Source organism: Konateibacter massiliensis (assembly GCF_900184995.1).
Lineage (GTDB): Bacteria > Bacillota > Clostridia > Lachnospirales > Lachnospiraceae > Lachnotalea > Lachnotalea massiliensis.
On the sequence record NZ_LT860099.1, the window covers coordinates 223,665 to 240,493 of the forward strand.

Below are 16,829 nucleotides of genomic sequence, written 5' to 3' on the forward strand. Positions count from 1 at the left end.
TTTGCTGTTACTTAGTTAAAGTGTGGATTACTATCTATGCGATTACGCTACAAAGAAATGTCCACTTATAAAGAAATACGGATTTGAAATAGTTGCCCCTATCGCTATATAAATTTTACCGTCTGCGTCAATATAAGCACTTGATGAACCAACACTTCCTCCGTTTCCATTTGCGTCGGAGTTTGATGCCAGATATGTGTTTCTAATTGGTTTTTCTGAAGATGTAGCGACATGATAATATGCCCCCGCTGCAAAGGAACCCCCATTAAACTTAATTGCTAATGACACGTCGCAACGTTTATTAACTTTGTGCAACGACGCTAAATTTGAGTCTACTATGCAATTTGTATTTGGTGTTATCGTGAACGAATTATCAGCTAAAGTCTCCTTTATGTCGTCAATTTCACCTTGAATAACTGGACCCATATCTGCACCAAGTACCATATCAGTGTTGGTCGTTAACAGATTGTGAACTATATTTGCTTTATCAATTTTCTCATCAATTTTTCTATCAGTCATCCAAAACCTTGACTTAAAATCTACAGTCGGTATTACGCTATCGGCTGAAGTTACTATAGTATTATTTCCCTCATAGATATCAAGTTCTATCGGCTCTGAAAAGCTTGCTGGAATATATGCACCATTAACCTCTTGCTCATCTGACAATAGACTTAAAGACACTGCAAACGTGATCTCCTCAGTTAATATTGCGTTTGGCGAAACGTTTATTGATAACTTTGCTCCTGACGGACTATCGACAGGGTTTGTAAATTCAACCCGATTATATGGTACACCCTCCATCACATTTGCCGCTTCTTCAAAAACGCCGCTACTATTAAGTAACCATAGCGTAAATGATATATCCCCATTACCTGTATTACTTCCTGATATAGTAGGTGCCTTAAAGACAAAATCAGTACCTGCTTCAATAGGGTCAATATCGAGCAAAATAGAAATATCTTTATTTACTGATGTAGGCTTAAGTGTGATAAAGTTTGTGCGTTCATTAGCTTTAAAATAAGTACCGTTGATATCACTTGAGAGATATAAATAGTCGGTGCCTTTTTTAACTTTAATATAAGCCCCCTCCGTATTTCCAGTAACTTTTGTTACGATTGCCTTTCCTTCAGAAGGACTCTCATAAGTGAACAAGGAAGCAGTTACTTTATATTCTGTATCTGAAAATTTATCAGCCAATCTTAAAAGTGCAGACTTGATACTCTTGAATAAGTTTTTCAATGAAGAACCAGAAATAATTGTTTTGAGCGAAGTCGAAAGACTTGGAGCCGATGAAGTTGTACTGTAATCTTCAAACTGTATTGGAGTATCTGCCGTAACATCTTGTAATATCTCCCAATCATTATTTTCATTACTTGGTTCAGATGTAGTTGATGATACTTTACAATACCAATATGCACCATTGTGAATAACCCAATCATTCAACACATAAGTACCAACAACCCAATGTCCTCTAGGTACTAGTCCGATTCCGATACCTTGAACGCCCTGTGGTATTTTAAAGTCTAATACTTGATTATATGATGTCCCCGAATTTGTTACAGTAGCCTGTGTGCCAGGCTCGCCAGTTGTAACAGTTCCAATTTCAACTGTAGTTGATGGTAAATCAAAGTCAAAGACTGCGTGCTGTGGATCGTCCGAAGTATTTACAACAGTTGCCATATTGTAATCAACGACACTTACATTTCCAACGTCAGCGGTAGCAGTAAAATAACCCTCTGAAATCTTAGTTTCAGTGTCTTCAATAAGATTTTCCATTTCTGTAATTTTTTCTTCTGCATCTGCCGTAATCACATCGGCTTTGTTTAGGGCATTGTAGAAAAAAGTAAAATCATCTGTACTCATGATTTCACCTATAGCTGAATCATTAACTCTAATTTTAAAAATACAAGTAGTTATCGCTACCTCTACGTTGGTGTTTGTATCGGGATCTAATTCTTCTTTTGTTAATGTTATTTGAGCAGTACAATCACCGACTGACTGACACATTTGGTCTGTAATTGGCATCGCTATGTAGTTATAATGTTCCTCTAATTCATCACCAAAAACAGTCTGTTTATTAAAAGCCAATGTCCCATCTGGTTTTTTAAAAATTAAATAAGCAGTCATATTGTCGGGGATGACATACGTCTTACCATATTGTTTTAATCCTACCCACAAAAGGCGAGAGTTTTGTTCGCCTTGATTTACAGAATACAAAATTTTATCTGAACTTCTGTCTAAATCGACCTGAATAGTATCTTGCTTTGCATATTGACTTATATCTAATGCCACAAAATCACTCCTTTCCTATATTAAAAAAGAGACTGATTATTCAGCCTCTTGGTTATTTGTATTATTCTGTTCTTCTAATTGAGTGATTTTTGTATTATATTCCTCAATTTCTTTTTGGGCTTGTAAGTTGTTAGCTTCAACTAATTGTCCAAGCAAATCACGTAAGATATATGTTTTAATTGACAGTGAGAGAGGAGTATTATTAATTAATTCTGCAAGCTCATTTGAAAAAATATTTATTTGCAAACTTTCTGGTACTTTAATATCTTCGATTTTCTGCATAGATTTCCTTTCATAGTAAAATATATAGTGTGTACTTCATGTTGACGAGTCAGTTTTTAATAGATATAATGATTGTATAGATATGTAAAAGATGGAATTTGTTTTTGGCTATACAAAGGGAGAATATAAAAATACGGAGGTTGAGATATGAAAAATATTATTATAAAAAAATTGTCGTTGTTAGCTGTTTTAGTTTTAATTATCAGTTTGATTGTGCCGAGTTTTACAACAACATCATTGGCTGTAAAATTACCTAAGAAGAGAACTGTGATATATTACAATACTATAGTCATTGCAAAGGGCGAGAATATAAATCAATACTTTTATAAAAGTGGTAAAGATTATACCAATAAAGCAAAATGGTCTACTAGTAATAAGAAAATTGCCACCATTGATAAAAACGGTAAAATCAAAGCAAAGAAAAAAGGAAAAGTTACAATAACTGCTAAATATGGCGGTAAGAAATACAAATGTATTGTATACGTTGTTAGTAGAAAAACGTTATACGAAGATAAATATATTAAAATTCAAACCAAATATATGACTCAATCAAATAATGGAGCACTTCCAGAACAAATTGATGAAAAAGAATTAAAAGAAATAAAACTAAAAGTTACAAATAAAACAGAAAAAGAATATTTATTTGGCGCTACCAAGCTTAAATTAAACAGTCGTAATTTAAAACTTGGATCGCGTGGATATGGGAATACTTATTTGGAACCTAAGTCCGCTAAAGACTGGAGTATTATTACTACATGGAGCTTTGGAGATGCCAAATTTCCAGAGAATATATCTAAGCTAAAAACCGTTACGGCAACTTTTAAGTTAAGCGACAAAGACAGCAATAAGAAAATAAAAACAATTAACATAAAGAACAAAAAGGTGAAATAACACGAAATAAAAGAGGCTATTTAAATAGTCTCTTTTAATTTATTTAATTCTTCATTTTGTTCTTGGACTGCCTTCCATAAAATAGCAATAGTTGAATATAAATCTATAGCATCTTTTTTTTCATTAATTAATTCACTCGGTGTTTCTCTTTCAACAATAAACCCATAGTTTAATCTATCAATACCCTTCTTTAAATCTTGTTTCAAATTGATGTTAGAATTTAAATAGTACAAGTCAAAATGAGAAATTCCAATATAAAAAATTATGGTACAATACTTGTACTGAATCATGGAGGGTCTCATTATGCCGAAGAACTATGACAAACAATTTAAATTGGATTGCATCCAGTACTATCATGACCACAAGGAGCTTGGTTTGATTGGCTGTGCCAACAATCTTGGAATCAGCCACCAGTCTATATCAAGATGGCAAAGAGAATTTCGTGAGACAGGTGATCTCGAATCTAGAGGCTCTGGAAATTTCTCTTCGGATGAAGAAAAGGAGATTGCCCGTCTTAAGCGTGAATTGCGCGACACACAGGATGCACTTGATGTGTTAAAAAAAGCCATCGGCATTCTGGGAAAATGACGCAAGCCATTTACCTCGAAGTATCTGAGAAGACAGAAGCTTCCAAGAAAAACGGACGCCGTGTTTCTGTCTCCAGAGTGCTGCGAATCTTAGGCGTTTCACGATCGGGATATTTCGCATTTTTAAGAAAAACTCCTTCAAATACACTCGTACGAAAGAAAACTATAAAGGCCAAAATAAGAGAGATTTATGATGGCTCCAAACAAAACTATGGTGCTCCCAAAATCACCAAAGAGCTCAAAAAAAAGGGAGAAGTTATTGCAGAACGAACGGTTGGTACCTACATGAAGGAAATGGGAATTAAAGCGCAATGGGTAAAACCATGGACAATCACTACAAAAGATTCTGATTTTAGTAACGAACTTCAAAATATCCTTGATGAACAATTCAATCCTGACCGCCCTAACGCTGTTTGGTGCACCGATATCACTTATATTTGGACCGTAGACGGATTTGTCTATCTGACAAGCATTATGGATTTGTATTCCAGGAAAATCATTGCATGGACACTTTCAGAAACGTTAGAGGTTTCTTGTGTAATTGATGCCATAACCAAAGCAAAAGCACGTCGCAAAACAGATCTTCCGTTGATTATACACAGCGATCGCGGCTCTCAGTATGTTTCAAAAGCCTACAACGAAGCAACCGAAAATATGAAGCGTAGTTATTCAAAAAAGGCCTTCCCATGGGATAATGCATGTATTGAATCATTTCATGCACTCATAAAACGGGAGTGGCTGAACCGATTTCATATCCTCGATTTCGACCAGGCTTATCGCCTCGTATTTGAATATCTAGAGGCATTTTATAATACAAAACGTATCCACAGTCACTGTGATTATATGTCACCAAATGACTTTGAAAAACTATATGAGCAGAGCCAAGATGGCCGCCTGCTTCTAGCAAGTTAATGTGAGGAATTTTTTCTCATTTTAACTTGTACTAAATCTTGACATAGGACCAAATTATATTGATAAATTATTGAATTGTTTACTAATGACAGCGCGGAATTATCATATGTTGATATGTTTGTTTTAATCTTTTCAGTAGAAGATTCATATAACTTAGTACATGCCATATTACCAGTGCAACCTATATCACCTCCTTCTACATATATAGCATTATCTAGATAATCTCCGGGAGCTTCATTTCTACCAATAAGTAATTTGCCCCCATTTGTTATTTTTGTATATTTTGAGCCTTGTGTAGTTCCAAAAACAGCTTCGGTATGACATTGTATTTTATCTGAATCTAGCTTACCACCATTGAGATATACATCTCTAGCATTATCAACAAAAATCTCGCCATTCGTATAAATTTTACCACTACTTCCACACTCAAATAAGTGCTTGCAATTGGCTTGTCTATTGCCTTTGTTATCAATTACTTCCTTGCCATTTACAGCGCACACATAATAATCCTTCGAACTATTTGTGATTGAGAAGGTTGCTGCCTTTTTAACTTCAATATAAGCATCTTTGTCTTCATTTGGAGAAAAGTTAATTGTTGCGTAGTTTGTTCCTCCTTTTGAAAAATTTATAAAACCATCTTTGATAGTTACAATATTTCCTGTACTTGTACTTGTACAAGTCAATGTACCATATATATCTGCGTCAGTGCATGTTACCTTACCGGCACTATCAACATAAAATTTACTGCCAACAGATAATCCAAGATTACCGTAATACATACTACCTGTCTTTTTGTAGTAAGGAGTGGCACTATTATCGTCATTTGCATTATAACCTGCCCGATAAATAGCGGCATTTGTTATATGCCAATCACCAAAACTAGATCCGCTTTCGGCAGTAAGAGTGCCTTTTATTGTAGCCTTATTTGCAACTAATTCCCCATCGTTATTTACAGAGAAAGTAATTCCTTTTGCAGTATTATAAATAGCGATACTTCCACCAACAATAGAATTACCAACAATTTCAGAACCACCAATATATCCCGCAATGACAGCTTCTGCTAAGAGTCCATATTTAGTTTGAGTTGTTCCAGAGATGTCTTTGTAGCTAAATTTACCTAATGCAGATTTGGCTGTCTTAAAGTTATCATCAGAATAAAGAAATACATTGCCAGTTATCCAACCTTCTTCACCTGAATATGTAATATTACCCGAACCATCAGTAGATTGAATTTTGCGTAAGTGAATGCCCGATCCATCCATTGTAACTTCATTCATATTACCTGTTGATTTTACTTGTGTTACCGCTGCATCCAAGCCTTCCTGAATAATAGAAGAGAAGTCTTGAATTATATTCTTATTCTCATCTACAAAAGCCTTGTATTCGCTTATTGCATTTCCGGCAGTTACCGCATTAGCAAGTAATTCTGCATGTATATCTACCTCGGATCTCAGGCTAAGTAAATCTCCAAACTCACAACTAAAGTCTGTCAGATCGTCAAAGTTGAAAGTATAACCTAAAATTCTAACCTTTTTTACATAGTCTTTTCGAATTTCAACATTAATATAGTTGCCTAATTCAAACTTATCAGTAATTTTCTTAAAAGCTGGAATTGCAAAAATATTCTTCATTTCCATACTAAAAGATAATTGAGGAGAGGATATCTTTACTAGATTCTTGTAGGCTGCTTCATACAACTCTTGTTTTATTTCAACTCTCGTTTCAGCACTATCTGAGTCGTATACAGCGTAATTAGAGTCATCATACTCGTTCTCATGAATAAAACTCTCCAACTTTTGTTTCTGTTTTGTGGTTAGAAAATTGCTGATACTGGCACGCTGTACACAGGCGGTAACTTTAACTTGCGTTTCACTTATATATGTATCAATCGTAGTAAGTCGCTTATTCAGATTGACAATTGCATTTTTAACACCTAACTTCTTGCCAAGTGTCAGCATATACCCAGCATAAGTGGTTGGGTTTGTACTTTCGTGAGCTTTGTTTTCTAGTTGAACCGCAAGTACATTTTCAAGAGAAGTCAATTCTGTATTAAGTTGGTACATTCCAAAATTGTCATAGTAAGTTGTTGTACTATTTGAACCCTCGGTTTCAGCATAATTATACCAAAACTGGGCAACATCTTTACCTTCTTTCATTTCCGTTTCGGCATCAGTTAAAGTATATATACGATTATACAAAGTTGATTTTAATGAACGATAATATACCAATCCTAATTCGCCGCTAGTATCGCCATTTAATTTTGTCTTTTCTATAGTTATAGAATTTTGAAGTGCCACTTTTGTAACAGTAGCAGTAGTGATACACTGATTTACCGCACGTAATTTTCCAACACACACTTTATAATCTTCATATTCTGTACCAGCTTCTTGTTCATAAATTTGAATTAAATCCTCTAATCGCTCTTTTTCAACTAATAATTGATTGTATCCAAAATTATCATAATACATTGCTGGGTGAGAAGAAGTCGGGTAGTTGATCCAAAAGCTGTTATCATATAGTCCATATTCATCTGAAGCAACGGTACATATTTTATTTATCAACGTGTCAAGTTGAGTGGTGTAAGTTACTAAGTCGCTTACACCACCAACAGTAAGATTTTGATAAATTACTTTTTCAATAGCAAAATTATCGAGATAATTCTTATATGCCACAACTAAATCTGCACCCATCCATTCATCAGTGTGGTAAAAGGATAAGTCAACTATATTTGATTGTCCGAGATTTAACTCTCTAATGTTAAGATTTTCGCCATCACTTCCTTTATCTTCTCCACCATTTACCTTTAAAGAAGTGATAATGTCATCACACTTATAATCTACATTTATCTCTTTGATTAAATTTTGAAATGACACATAAATACTTGTATTTTCGCCTATGTTATCTTCCTCGTAGATATTAATTGTATTATTGTAAGTATTAAATAGAAATACACAACCAAGAGAGTCGGATACGTTCTGTTTGAGAAAACTGTATACATCCTGATAATCTATACTGAAAGAGTGTTTTTTTGTTGTTAGTCCAATGTCAATATGCCCGATTGACCAAGCCGACATTTTTTCTAGACAAATATGCAAAAGACTTAATGATGTATTGTTCGTATTATAGAATTGCACATCATCGATACTATTATCTTCACCGGTATTAATATCAAAATCATCCAAGTATACCCTTGTAAACCTATATTCAAGGCTAAATGCAAGTATTTCTTTATATTCTTTACTGTCGCCTTCTTTGACAATTTTTGGTTCTTGAATTTCAAAATAACCTAATTCCTCTACATAAATCACACGCAAGGCTTCAATTTTGTCATAGTACGGACAAGTTATTCTATTACCGTTAATATCATAATAAGAACGCGGTACATTGAACGATAACTCATTTATATCGTTAAATTTTGCGGTAAAATTTAACTCATTTACCTTTAATGCTCCAATTAAAGATTTATCTACTTCACATAGATAGACATTTGGATATTCGACTACATCAAATGGATTAAAACGAAATGACATTAAAAATCACCTATCTTTCTTATAAATCTATATTTAAACTCAATTGTACCAGTACCGCTGATTTCAAGATTATTTATTCCAGATTTCATTTCAACCCACTTAAGATTAAACATATCTTGAATTGGACGATATGTGCTGGTGTCATCTGTAATAATTTGATTAAAATTGTCTATTACAATAGTTTCAGCATTAACTAATCCAGTTAATTGTGTAACTCTATTTGTAGACATATTTTTAATTGTAAAAATTGAGCTTGTGTTTGAAACTAAAGCGGGAGTAGCAATAGTAACAATAGGACATAAATATCCCTCATAATCAGAGTCGTTGTAAAATTCCATTTTAAATGGAATATCCAATGTGTGATTAATCTTATACCTTTCAGTTTTCTCACTAGAAAATGAGAATGGTGAAGTGCAAGTCCATGCTAATTCCAATCCGGCAACCTGACTACCTATTTTCTTTTTTGTGATATTTGTACATCTACAATGAAAGTTAATATCCTCAATTTCTTTGTCAAATACCTCTAACCACTGAGGCTTATTAAGACCTAATAACCATTGAGATATTTCTCTAATCTGTGACCTTGTAAAATATGAATTATTTTTATGAACAACCTGAATTTTAAATTCTAGAACTCCACTGTATTTTATACCATAATCAGTTAAAAAAGGAGAGTGTCCTTCATCAGAAATGACCTCAATTTCTAACCCTGTATCGGCATCATAAAGTCCCGAATCATCAAATGAGGCAATACATAATCCAAAATCTCTCGAATCATATCCATTATAATTAAAAGAACTTCCGTAAACCATATTAATCCTCCTTTCATCATAGTTTCGCTTATTTATATCATAAAAATCCACCCAACCTAGATGGACTGAATTACCGTTTTTTGCATCAAAAATAGCACCTATTTTTAATCAGTAGGTGCTTAGTATTGTATTTGCTATATTAAATTATCTTAGTTTCATATACATTGGAACACAATTTTCATTAAAATGTTCCCTTGGAATTTCTTCAAAACAATTATTTATACAATCGAATTTTAACTTTTTATAAAATCCTTCTGCTTTGGGATCTGCACACAAAACAATATATTTTACACTTGAAACTTCGTTTAGCTCGTTTGCTGTATTTATTGCACTCATAACCATTATTGTACCAATTTTATTATTGACATATTCTTTGTGAACGGCAAGTTCTGATATTTCTAAAGCAGGATAACCATGTTTTTTGCAACCGTCTACGTCTTTGATTAAAGAAGACATTCTTAATGTTATGTATCCTATAATTTTTTCATTATTAGAATCATCTGCTTCTATAAATAGATATGTAACTCCGTGTCCGTTATTTAAATCTAAAAGAGCATTATATTTTAAATAGTCTTCATAGTGTTGTGGGTTATCACACATGTCCTCAGAAACTTTAAATGCCCACGCTAGTTCTATATTTTTTGTGTTGATTTTCGTTTGATAGCGTTCCATTACCTTTTTGGATATTTTGCCGCAACTTTTTTGCAAGCTTCTAAAAATTCCTTAGATACTACCTTTTCTTCACATTTGTTATCTGTTTTTACTTTTACTTCATATACATAATTTCTTGCTACTGCTGACATAATATCATCCCCTTTATTCTTCTTCGGTTCACTTTGTTCATTTTCGTTTACTTTTTTATTATCCATGATTTGTTCCTCCAATAATCATTTATATTAATAAGGTTAATAATTTATGACTATTATTGGACATTTAGATATTTTTTATGTGGGATTTTCTTTGTAATTACATCTTAGCACCAAAACACTCTTATATCAAGTGTTTTTTGTTATGTAATACTTTGCATAGCTATGTTTACTTTGAGTGTTATTAATTTGGTTATGAAACTAATTTACTCAACGTAACAAAAATAATAAAACATAAGATGCCTAGCACTTAAATCTACTTAGCGTTTTAGAACATTAATAATATTTTGATAATAGCACCTCTAAGTAGGAGGTGCTATTTAATCAGGAACCACTCTTTTTTAAAGAATAGTTCAAAGTCTTGAATGTTTTATTAATCTGAGCTGTGACGACCGACTTTATTTCATTTAAATTAGAGTCGCTTACACTTCCTTCAATATTGACCAAATTTCCAATCTGTACAGTTTTACTTGAGGAATTTGTTGTTACATTTGGAGCAGAAGATAGAATATTACTGGACAACGTATTACCAAATAAAGAACTAGGACTAATATCCCAATCTGCCAATCTAAAAAGATTATCAGTTTGTTTTTTAGTGAGGACTTGGTCTCCCTCCTCCATTATTCTCCATTTTCCGGACTGTGCCTTACCCAGAATTAATTCTGCGCCTTCTTCATCGACATTAGCTAGTCCAGCTTTTGCACTTCGAGTTCCGTTTTTATAAGCTGATACAGAAACGGTTTTCCCTTTTGTTTTGGCATAACTTGTAGCAATTTTCTGTGCATATGCTTCAGCTTCGGCTTTAGAGGAGAACTGTTTAATTACAGTCCCACTGCTGTCAACAACTTGGTATCCATTTACTTTGCTCGAACTTCCACCACTTGAAGAACTACCAGAGCCACTAGAACTAGAAGAACTACCGCTTGATGCATCAGGGATGTCAGCAGTACCAACACTCTGACTATTTAAAGCATTTAAAATACTTGTAGCTGCCTTATCAGCAGATGCGGCGATATCATCAATCGCATCTTTTACATTATTTAGTTCGCCTACAAATGCGCTTGAAGCACTCGAAAGAGTTTCACCATAACTAGCAATAGCACTCTCTCCTTGTGTCCAAGGGTTCATAATTGCATCAGATACAGTGAGATTATATTCGCTTGCTAATCCGTTCAATGTCGAATATACAGTTTCATAGTTTGCTTGAACTAAAGCCAAAGAAGTAGAAATTAATAATTCTTCATTTTTTAGACTTGCTTCCAATGTGTCAATTTCGGACTGCTTTGTTTCTTTGTATTTCTTTAATTCAGCATCTAACGCATCAACTGCCGCATCATAAGCATTATCATGATAGGTATCATCTAAGTCTGATTGAGCATCAGCCAACTCTGCTTCAAGTTTTCTACGTTTTGCCACTCCAGAAACACTAGTATCTCCAGACAAAGCATCAATTTTACTTTGTATCGTATCAACGTTATCTTGTTGTTCATTTAGCTTTTTCTGTAATTGATATTCTTCTTCAGCAACTTCTAATGCTTCTTTTCTCTTTTCGATTAACTCTTCATAAGCATCTATTTCATCTTCAATTATAGATTTGGCAGCTTCCACACGTTCTTTATTTAATTCGATTATTGCCTGACGTTCTTCTTCAGCAGCATTTACCGCTTCAAGTTGGGCAGCCTTTAATTCATTGAGCTTCTCCATATATTCCGTTGTGGAATATTTACCCTTGCGATAATCCTTTTCTAAATCGTCGATAGCTTTTGCATATTGTTGTGCCTTGTAGGTACTTGTTTCATACTGTTGAGCCAAAAGTGCAAGAGAAGTAATACCTGCGTCAGACCAACTTCCGTCCTCATTAGTCATGGACTTATTGTCGAGCAAATCCATTAGTCCGTCAATTTCATTTGATATATTGTCAATCTGATCCGTCAACAATTCGAACTTTTCCCATTTGAGATCATTAATTGCATTTTGAAATTCTTCAATCTCAATGGTACACTGCATGATTTCGTCTTTGGTGTCTTCGATACCCTGAGTTAATTTATACCAATTTTCATCATACTTATTAATTGTACCATTAGCTAATCCGTCATCTAATAACTTTTGATACTCGGAGATTTTCTTATTTAAAAGAGACATCTCTTTATTTGATTCAGATATTAACTCTTTATACAACTTAGACGATACTAAATTGCCTTTTGTTTCTTCAAGTTTAAGAGCATTTTGAATTTTCTCTAAACGGTCAGTTAGAAGAGTAGACATCTTATCGTAATCAGACTCTAATTTAGAAATTGCATCAGCCAGTTCTTCAACGGCCGTCTTAGCTTCTTTAGCTGCCTTTTCTGCATCCTTTAAGTTATCAGCCAATGCATCTGCCGTTTTTGCGCCACCTGAATAGTCAATAGAAGGAGCCGAATTTGATAATGAAGTCGTTGATTTTAATGCACTATCTAAAGCGGCTTGTGCCTCTGATAAAGCATTTTTCTTCATTATCTCCATATCTGCTTGGCTTGTTCCGCCCATTCCAATCTGACCGGATTTAGCAGCATTATAAATGCCAATAGCGGTAGTAGCTCCACCGAGTGCTGCAACAAGAGCTTGCAGATTTTGAATGTCAGAGGCCGTGCCTAAGACATTTTCACTAGCTAATTCTTTTTGTAATGCATAAATATAAAGAGCTTTAGCTGTTTCACCCGTAATCTTTTCTTCATTTATTAATGCCTGAACCTCTTGATATGTAATATTCGCAAGGTCAATGCCACGCTGAGCGGCAATAGCTTTAAGTTGAGCATATTGGTCGATTGTTAATCCTAATTGTGAATAGACATATTCCTCTGCATTGACAACACCCATTTCTTGTAGTGCCTGAACTACAAAGTCAGCTGTAGCTAAGGTCAAGTTATCCATTGCGCCACTGTTATTGATGTATTCTGTAGTTAAATCACTAAATGCTTGTTGTACTTCTTCAGCAGTAGAAGCAGTATTGGATATAACAGAGGCAAAATTTTCAAATCCATCTAGTTCACCAAAAACTTCGTTGAGAGAAGTTAAATCAGAGAAATCTATTTTGTCATCGTTTGATATGATTTTTGCACGGGCTTCATCTAGCTTTGTCATTCCATCTGAAATTTTAGACAGCGAATCGATTGCATCAGAAGTATTTAAATCTCCAATACGGTTTGATGTTTCTAAAATTTGATCTGCAATAGCGGTTATACTGTCAGTTAATTCAGTAGGAGCAGAAGTACCTAAAGTTTGTAATAATGCCTTTAATTCGTTGCTTATGAGTTGTTTTATTGCACCTTGTAGATTATCAGTTTCACCGGAAAGTGTTGGAAATTCTTGAATTAAATCTACCAAGTCTGAGTCTGAAAAATCACCAGATTTCAAACTTTCTAAAGTCGTAGAAAGTGAAGATACTTTTGACTGAAAATTATCTATTGCGGTTGACTGGTCATCGGTGAGAGAGAATGAAATTGGGTTTTCATTTGACGATGTGTTTTTTACACTTTCATACATATTTACAGCTTGTGCAGCACTTTCTGCACCATCTGTTACATCATTCCAATAATCGACCTCTTCACGAGTATTTATTGAATTTTCTTTAAAATAAACATCTAAATCTACAGTACTCGTGTTATCTTTGAACTTATTAATAGCACTTTTATAGTCAGCTACTAAAGTGTCAGTATCTTCAAAGCCTAAAGCGATTTTTAATTGGAGCTTTCCTTCTTCACCAAGATTAAGAGCATTTGCAATTTCTGTTAAAATAACATCAATTTTTTGCTGAATTTCTTCTGGTGATAACGTAGTTGCATCAAGATCTAAATTAAATAACTCATTAAACGCATCATTAACTCCATCTTTGTTGTCTTTCAGCGAAGAGATAAGGCTATTTACAAAGTTTTGCATACCTTCTTCTGTATCTAAATTATTAGTATCAACAAAAGCTGGAGTAATTCCATTTAACAATGTTTGAAAGTATGTTTGTAGTTCTGAATCTAATCCCCAGTAATTGTCAGACATTTTTCCGTATGTGATAGCAGTAGAAGCAATTTGAGCCATCTGTGTGTCTATATCAGTCTGTAACCCCTGTAAGTCTGTTTTAATATTTTGACGAACAGTTTCAATTTCTTGGTCTGTGCTATCTTTATCTAGTCCATATTGCCTTAATATATTGCCTAATATAGAATTATTTTCTTCAACACTTCCTTCAGAATAATGAAGATATCGTTTTGTAGATAATCCTACTAAATCTAAATTACTTAACTTGGATAACTGTTCAAGAAAATCAAGCTGTTGATTTCTGGAAACTTTTGTATCATAATAATTTGCAAGTAACTTCCAATCATATGATGGCATTGAAGAAGCTGACTTGGAGTTCTTATAATTATCAAATATTGATTCAACGTCACCGTCGTTGTATGTTTTTATTGCCTCGTTTTGCTTGTATTTTTCATATTCGGCATTTAAGTCAGCTAAATTTCCTTTGACAGTTAGTATTGCATTTCCTTGATCATCATAGCCCTTTACTAAATCAGGTATAATACTGGCAACCTGATTACAAATATCTTGATAGCGAGAATATTCGTCGGTCGTTAATGATACATTTTCTCCAAGTCTATTTACTCCATCTGAAAGAGCCTTATATTCATCATTAAGTTCAGAAATAGTAGAAGAGTTTGAATTTTGATTTTCTTTTAAATCATTAAAAGTATTTGTTAGTTCTTCTGCATTTTTCCTTGCTATATTTGCTTGATTTGCAAAGTTATACAGTCCCTCAACAACTTTTGAAACGACGATAGCTATCGCCATCCCGGCTATCATATTACCTGCAAGTGCAAGCCCCTTTAATGCCACTGTACTTGCTTTAGTAGCTACAGTTGTTTGTTCAATAGAAGCTCTAAATCCTTTTTCTGTTAGCTCACCAGCTTTAGCTGTCTTAGCATAATTTACAACTGAACTGTCAACTTCTCCGTAAGTTTCAGATAAAGCCTCTGCACTTAATCCGGTTTCCATCATTTTTTTTCTGAACGCTGTAAATTGAGGAATTAAATCATCTACATTTTTTTGTACACTCTTTAACGAATTTATCCACGTTTTTATTCCAGTTACACTTTTTGTAGTATCATTATATTTGAATATCAAATTTGCTTGGAGGCACTATATAATATTTTTTTATTTTATGATACAATATAAAAAAAGTAGGGGGATTTTTATGAGCGATATATATTTATGTACTAAATGTGGGTATTTTAAATTCTTTTTCAAAAAACCAGAAAGTTGCAATATTTGTGATGGTGATGTTGTCGAAATCACAACTCTAGATGACTACACTTTTGCACACATGACCGACACTGAAAAAGAGCAATTCGCAATCAACTATGTAGGTCACGATTTTGATCCCGTACTTAAAAATAAACGTATAGATTATGATGCAAATAGGAGAGCAGAGATACGAGAAAATTCTAATAAATTTGAAGCAACACATCCTGAATGTCCTTATTGTCACGGAAGAGACACTAAGAAAATTACAACAACTGCAAAAGCAATAAATACAGTTGTGTTTGGATTACTAGGAACCAAAAGACATAAACAATTTCATTGTAATAATTGTAAGAGTGATTTTTAAATATTTTTATTTATCGGCAATGAAGTAATTTATATTTTCACATTAAAATAAGATAAAAAATGAACTTCAACCGAGAATGAACTGAGTTATCATATTTTTGCATATAAAAAGCACCTTCAATTAAATGAGGTGCTTAAAAATTTATGTATTTAGTTTTGTTCTTCTGTTGCAGCTACTTGGGCTTTTATGTCATAATTTAAATATATCGATTCTAATAATTTGAAATCACAACATGCATAATTGAGTTTATGATTTTTGTTACATCCTATTTTATATACAGATGTAGCCTTTTTGTAGATTTCATCCTTATGTTTTAAACAATACATATATTCCGAATACAACAAGTCTGCATATTTTTGATCTTGTTTCGCAATCTCTTTAAATTTTTTTTCGACTAGCACGTTGTCATACGCTGGTATCATAAAAGAAAATTTTATCGTTGAGATGACTTTGTCATCTTGAAAAATTTGTAAGTTTGTTTGTTGTTTATTTGTAATATGAGAAATGGGAGCATAATAAGCTATCCCATTACATTTAAATACAACTCCACAGACAAATTTATTATTGGTTGAGTATTCTATATTTGGCACTTTCTTATCAAATTTTTGCAGATATTTAACATAATCTTTATCAATATCGTAAAATTTCATTATATTCTCCCATATGTACAATAAAAGAGCGAAGATATTATCCTCGCTCCGCATTAAGCTTTCACCTTTTCGGTAGTGAGACACCTAGCATTAAATCCTTCTGTCACGGTCGAAGAACACCTCGCATTAAACCCTAACTTATGGTGCTAGAAACCAAGCATTACTTAAATTAAAAATTATATTATAATAGGCATTTGCCCAGTATAAACATTTATTAAACGTTAGATAATTGATAACGTTATCACTTCTTGTATGTTTACTATAACACAGTAAAGTAGAATACACAATAGTTTTTATGAACAAAAGTTCAATATATTTGTTAAAAAACTGCCCAAACGGTGAACTACCCACAAGCTAAAGCTAATGGGATTT

At 33.4% G+C, this 16,829-nt stretch carries 13 protein-coding genes; 4 read left to right on the forward strand and 9 right to left on the reverse strand.

Annotated features, from left to right (window positions below):
* Positions 1–42: 42 nt before the first annotated feature.
* On the reverse strand, positions 43–2,292 hold the full coding sequence (locus CTY48_RS06555) for a hypothetical protein (protein WP_099467723.1): 2,250 nt from the start codon (positions 2,290–2,292) through the stop codon (positions 43–45).
* Positions 2,293–2,328: 36 nt separating this feature from the next.
* Positions 2,329–2,574, reverse strand: a complete 246-nt coding sequence (locus tag CTY48_RS06560) for a hypothetical protein (RefSeq protein WP_099467724.1) — start codon at positions 2,572–2,574, stop codon at positions 2,329–2,331.
* A gap of 147 nt (positions 2,575–2,721) precedes the next feature.
* On the opposite strand from CTY48_RS06560, the gene CTY48_RS06565 reads away from it, so the two are divergent.
* Complete coding sequence (locus CTY48_RS06565) at positions 2,722–3,465, forward strand: Ig-like domain-containing protein (RefSeq protein ID WP_099467725.1); 744 nt, start codon at positions 2,722–2,724, stop codon at positions 3,463–3,465.
* A 20-nt stretch (positions 3,466–3,485) separates the two neighbouring features.
* Here the strand turns inward: CTY48_RS06565 and CTY48_RS06570 are convergent, their stop codons facing one another.
* Complete coding sequence (locus CTY48_RS06570) at positions 3,486–3,755, reverse strand: hypothetical protein (protein WP_099467726.1); 270 nt, start codon at positions 3,753–3,755, stop codon at positions 3,486–3,488.
* A 13-nt stretch (positions 3,756–3,768) separates the two neighbouring features.
* Here CTY48_RS06570 and CTY48_RS06575 point away from each other — a divergent pair, with 13 nt between their 5' ends.
* Positions 3,769–4,053 (forward strand): transposase, encoded by a 285-nt coding sequence (locus CTY48_RS06575; protein WP_099466478.1) that lies wholly within the window; start codon positions 3,769–3,771, stop codon positions 4,051–4,053.
* A complete protein-coding gene (locus CTY48_RS06580) occupies positions 4,050–4,964 on the forward strand; it encodes an IS3 family transposase (protein ID WP_099466477.1) in 915 nt (304 codons plus the stop codon). The genes CTY48_RS06575 and CTY48_RS06580 overlap by 4 nt, the downstream gene beginning before the upstream one ends.
* Here CTY48_RS06580 and CTY48_RS06585 read toward each other — a convergent pair.
* The 5 genes from CTY48_RS06585 to CTY48_RS06605 form a co-directional block, all read right to left on the reverse strand.
* Positions 4,961–8,494, reverse strand: a complete 3,534-nt coding sequence (locus CTY48_RS06585) for a hypothetical protein (protein ID WP_099467727.1) — start codon at positions 8,492–8,494, stop codon at positions 4,961–4,963. The two genes, CTY48_RS06580 and CTY48_RS06585, sit on opposite strands and share 4 nt — an antisense overlap.
* Positions 8,494–9,306: a phage tail domain-containing protein gene (locus tag CTY48_RS06590; protein ID WP_099467728.1), complete on the reverse strand. Its 813-nt coding sequence runs from the start codon at positions 9,304–9,306 to the stop codon at positions 8,494–8,496. The genes CTY48_RS06585 and CTY48_RS06590 overlap by 1 nt, the downstream gene beginning before the upstream one ends.
* 144 nt (positions 9,307–9,450) lie before the next feature.
* Positions 9,451–9,978 (reverse strand): GNAT family N-acetyltransferase, encoded by a 528-nt coding sequence (locus tag CTY48_RS06595; protein ID WP_099467729.1) that lies wholly within the window; start codon positions 9,976–9,978, stop codon positions 9,451–9,453.
* Positions 9,978–10,175, reverse strand: a complete 198-nt coding sequence (locus CTY48_RS06600; RefSeq protein ID WP_099467730.1) for a hypothetical protein — start codon at positions 10,173–10,175, stop codon at positions 9,978–9,980. Before CTY48_RS06600 ends, CTY48_RS06595 begins: the two co-directional genes overlap by 1 nt.
* Positions 10,176–10,496: 321 nt before the next feature.
* Positions 10,497–15,194: a coiled-coil domain-containing protein gene (locus tag CTY48_RS06605; protein WP_099467731.1), complete on the reverse strand. Its 4,698-nt coding sequence runs from the start codon at positions 15,192–15,194 to the stop codon at positions 10,497–10,499.
* A gap of 199 nt (positions 15,195–15,393) precedes the next feature.
* Between CTY48_RS06605 and CTY48_RS06610 the strand changes: the two genes are divergently transcribed.
* The gene (locus tag CTY48_RS06610) at positions 15,394–15,807 is read left to right on the forward strand and encodes a hypothetical protein (protein ID WP_099467732.1); all 414 of its coding nucleotides are present in this window, start codon (positions 15,394–15,396) and stop codon (positions 15,805–15,807) included.
* A 149-nt stretch (positions 15,808–15,956) separates the two neighbouring features.
* Here the strand turns inward: CTY48_RS06610 and CTY48_RS06615 are convergent, their stop codons facing one another.
* On the reverse strand, positions 15,957–16,457 hold the full coding sequence (locus tag CTY48_RS06615) for a type III toxin-antitoxin system ToxN/AbiQ family toxin (protein WP_099470091.1): 501 nt from the start codon (positions 16,455–16,457) through the stop codon (positions 15,957–15,959).
* Positions 16,458–16,829: the final 372 nt, after the last annotated feature.

Excerpts from the sequence above, each read along its gene's own strand:
- CTY48_RS06560 (WP_099467724.1), bottom strand. The coding sequence starts at position 2,574 with ATGCAGAAAATCGAAGATATTAAAGTACCAGAAAGTTTGCAAATAAAT.
- CTY48_RS06565 (WP_099467725.1), top strand. The coding sequence starts at position 2,722 with ATGAAAAATATTATTATAAAAAAATTGTCGTTGTTAGCTGTTTTAGTT.
- CTY48_RS06570 (WP_099467726.1), bottom strand. The coding sequence starts at position 3,755 with ATGATTCAGTACAAGTATTGTACCATAATTTTTTATATTGGAATTTCT.
- CTY48_RS06575 (WP_099466478.1), top strand. The coding sequence starts at position 3,769 with ATGCCGAAGAACTATGACAAACAATTTAAATTGGATTGCATCCAGTAC.
- CTY48_RS06580 (WP_099466477.1), top strand. The coding sequence starts at position 4,050 with ATGACGCAAGCCATTTACCTCGAAGTATCTGAGAAGACAGAAGCTTCC.
- CTY48_RS06585 (WP_099467727.1), bottom strand. The coding sequence starts at position 8,494 with ATGTCATTTCGTTTTAATCCATTTGATGTAGTCGAATATCCAAATGTC.
- CTY48_RS06590 (WP_099467728.1), bottom strand. The coding sequence starts at position 9,306 with ATGGTTTACGGAAGTTCTTTTAATTATAATGGATATGATTCGAGAGAT.
- CTY48_RS06595 (WP_099467729.1), bottom strand. The coding sequence starts at position 9,978 with ATGGAACGCTATCAAACGAAAATCAACACAAAAAATATAGAACTAGCG.
- CTY48_RS06600 (WP_099467730.1), bottom strand. The coding sequence starts at position 10,175 with ATGGATAATAAAAAAGTAAACGAAAATGAACAAAGTGAACCGAAGAAG.
- CTY48_RS06605 (WP_099467731.1), bottom strand. The coding sequence starts at position 15,194 with ATGGAAACCGGATTAAGTGCAGAGGCTTTATCTGAAACTTACGGAGAA.
- CTY48_RS06610 (WP_099467732.1), top strand. The coding sequence starts at position 15,394 with ATGAGCGATATATATTTATGTACTAAATGTGGGTATTTTAAATTCTTT.
- CTY48_RS06615 (WP_099470091.1), bottom strand. The coding sequence starts at position 16,457 with ATGAAATTTTACGATATTGATAAAGATTATGTTAAATATCTGCAAAAA.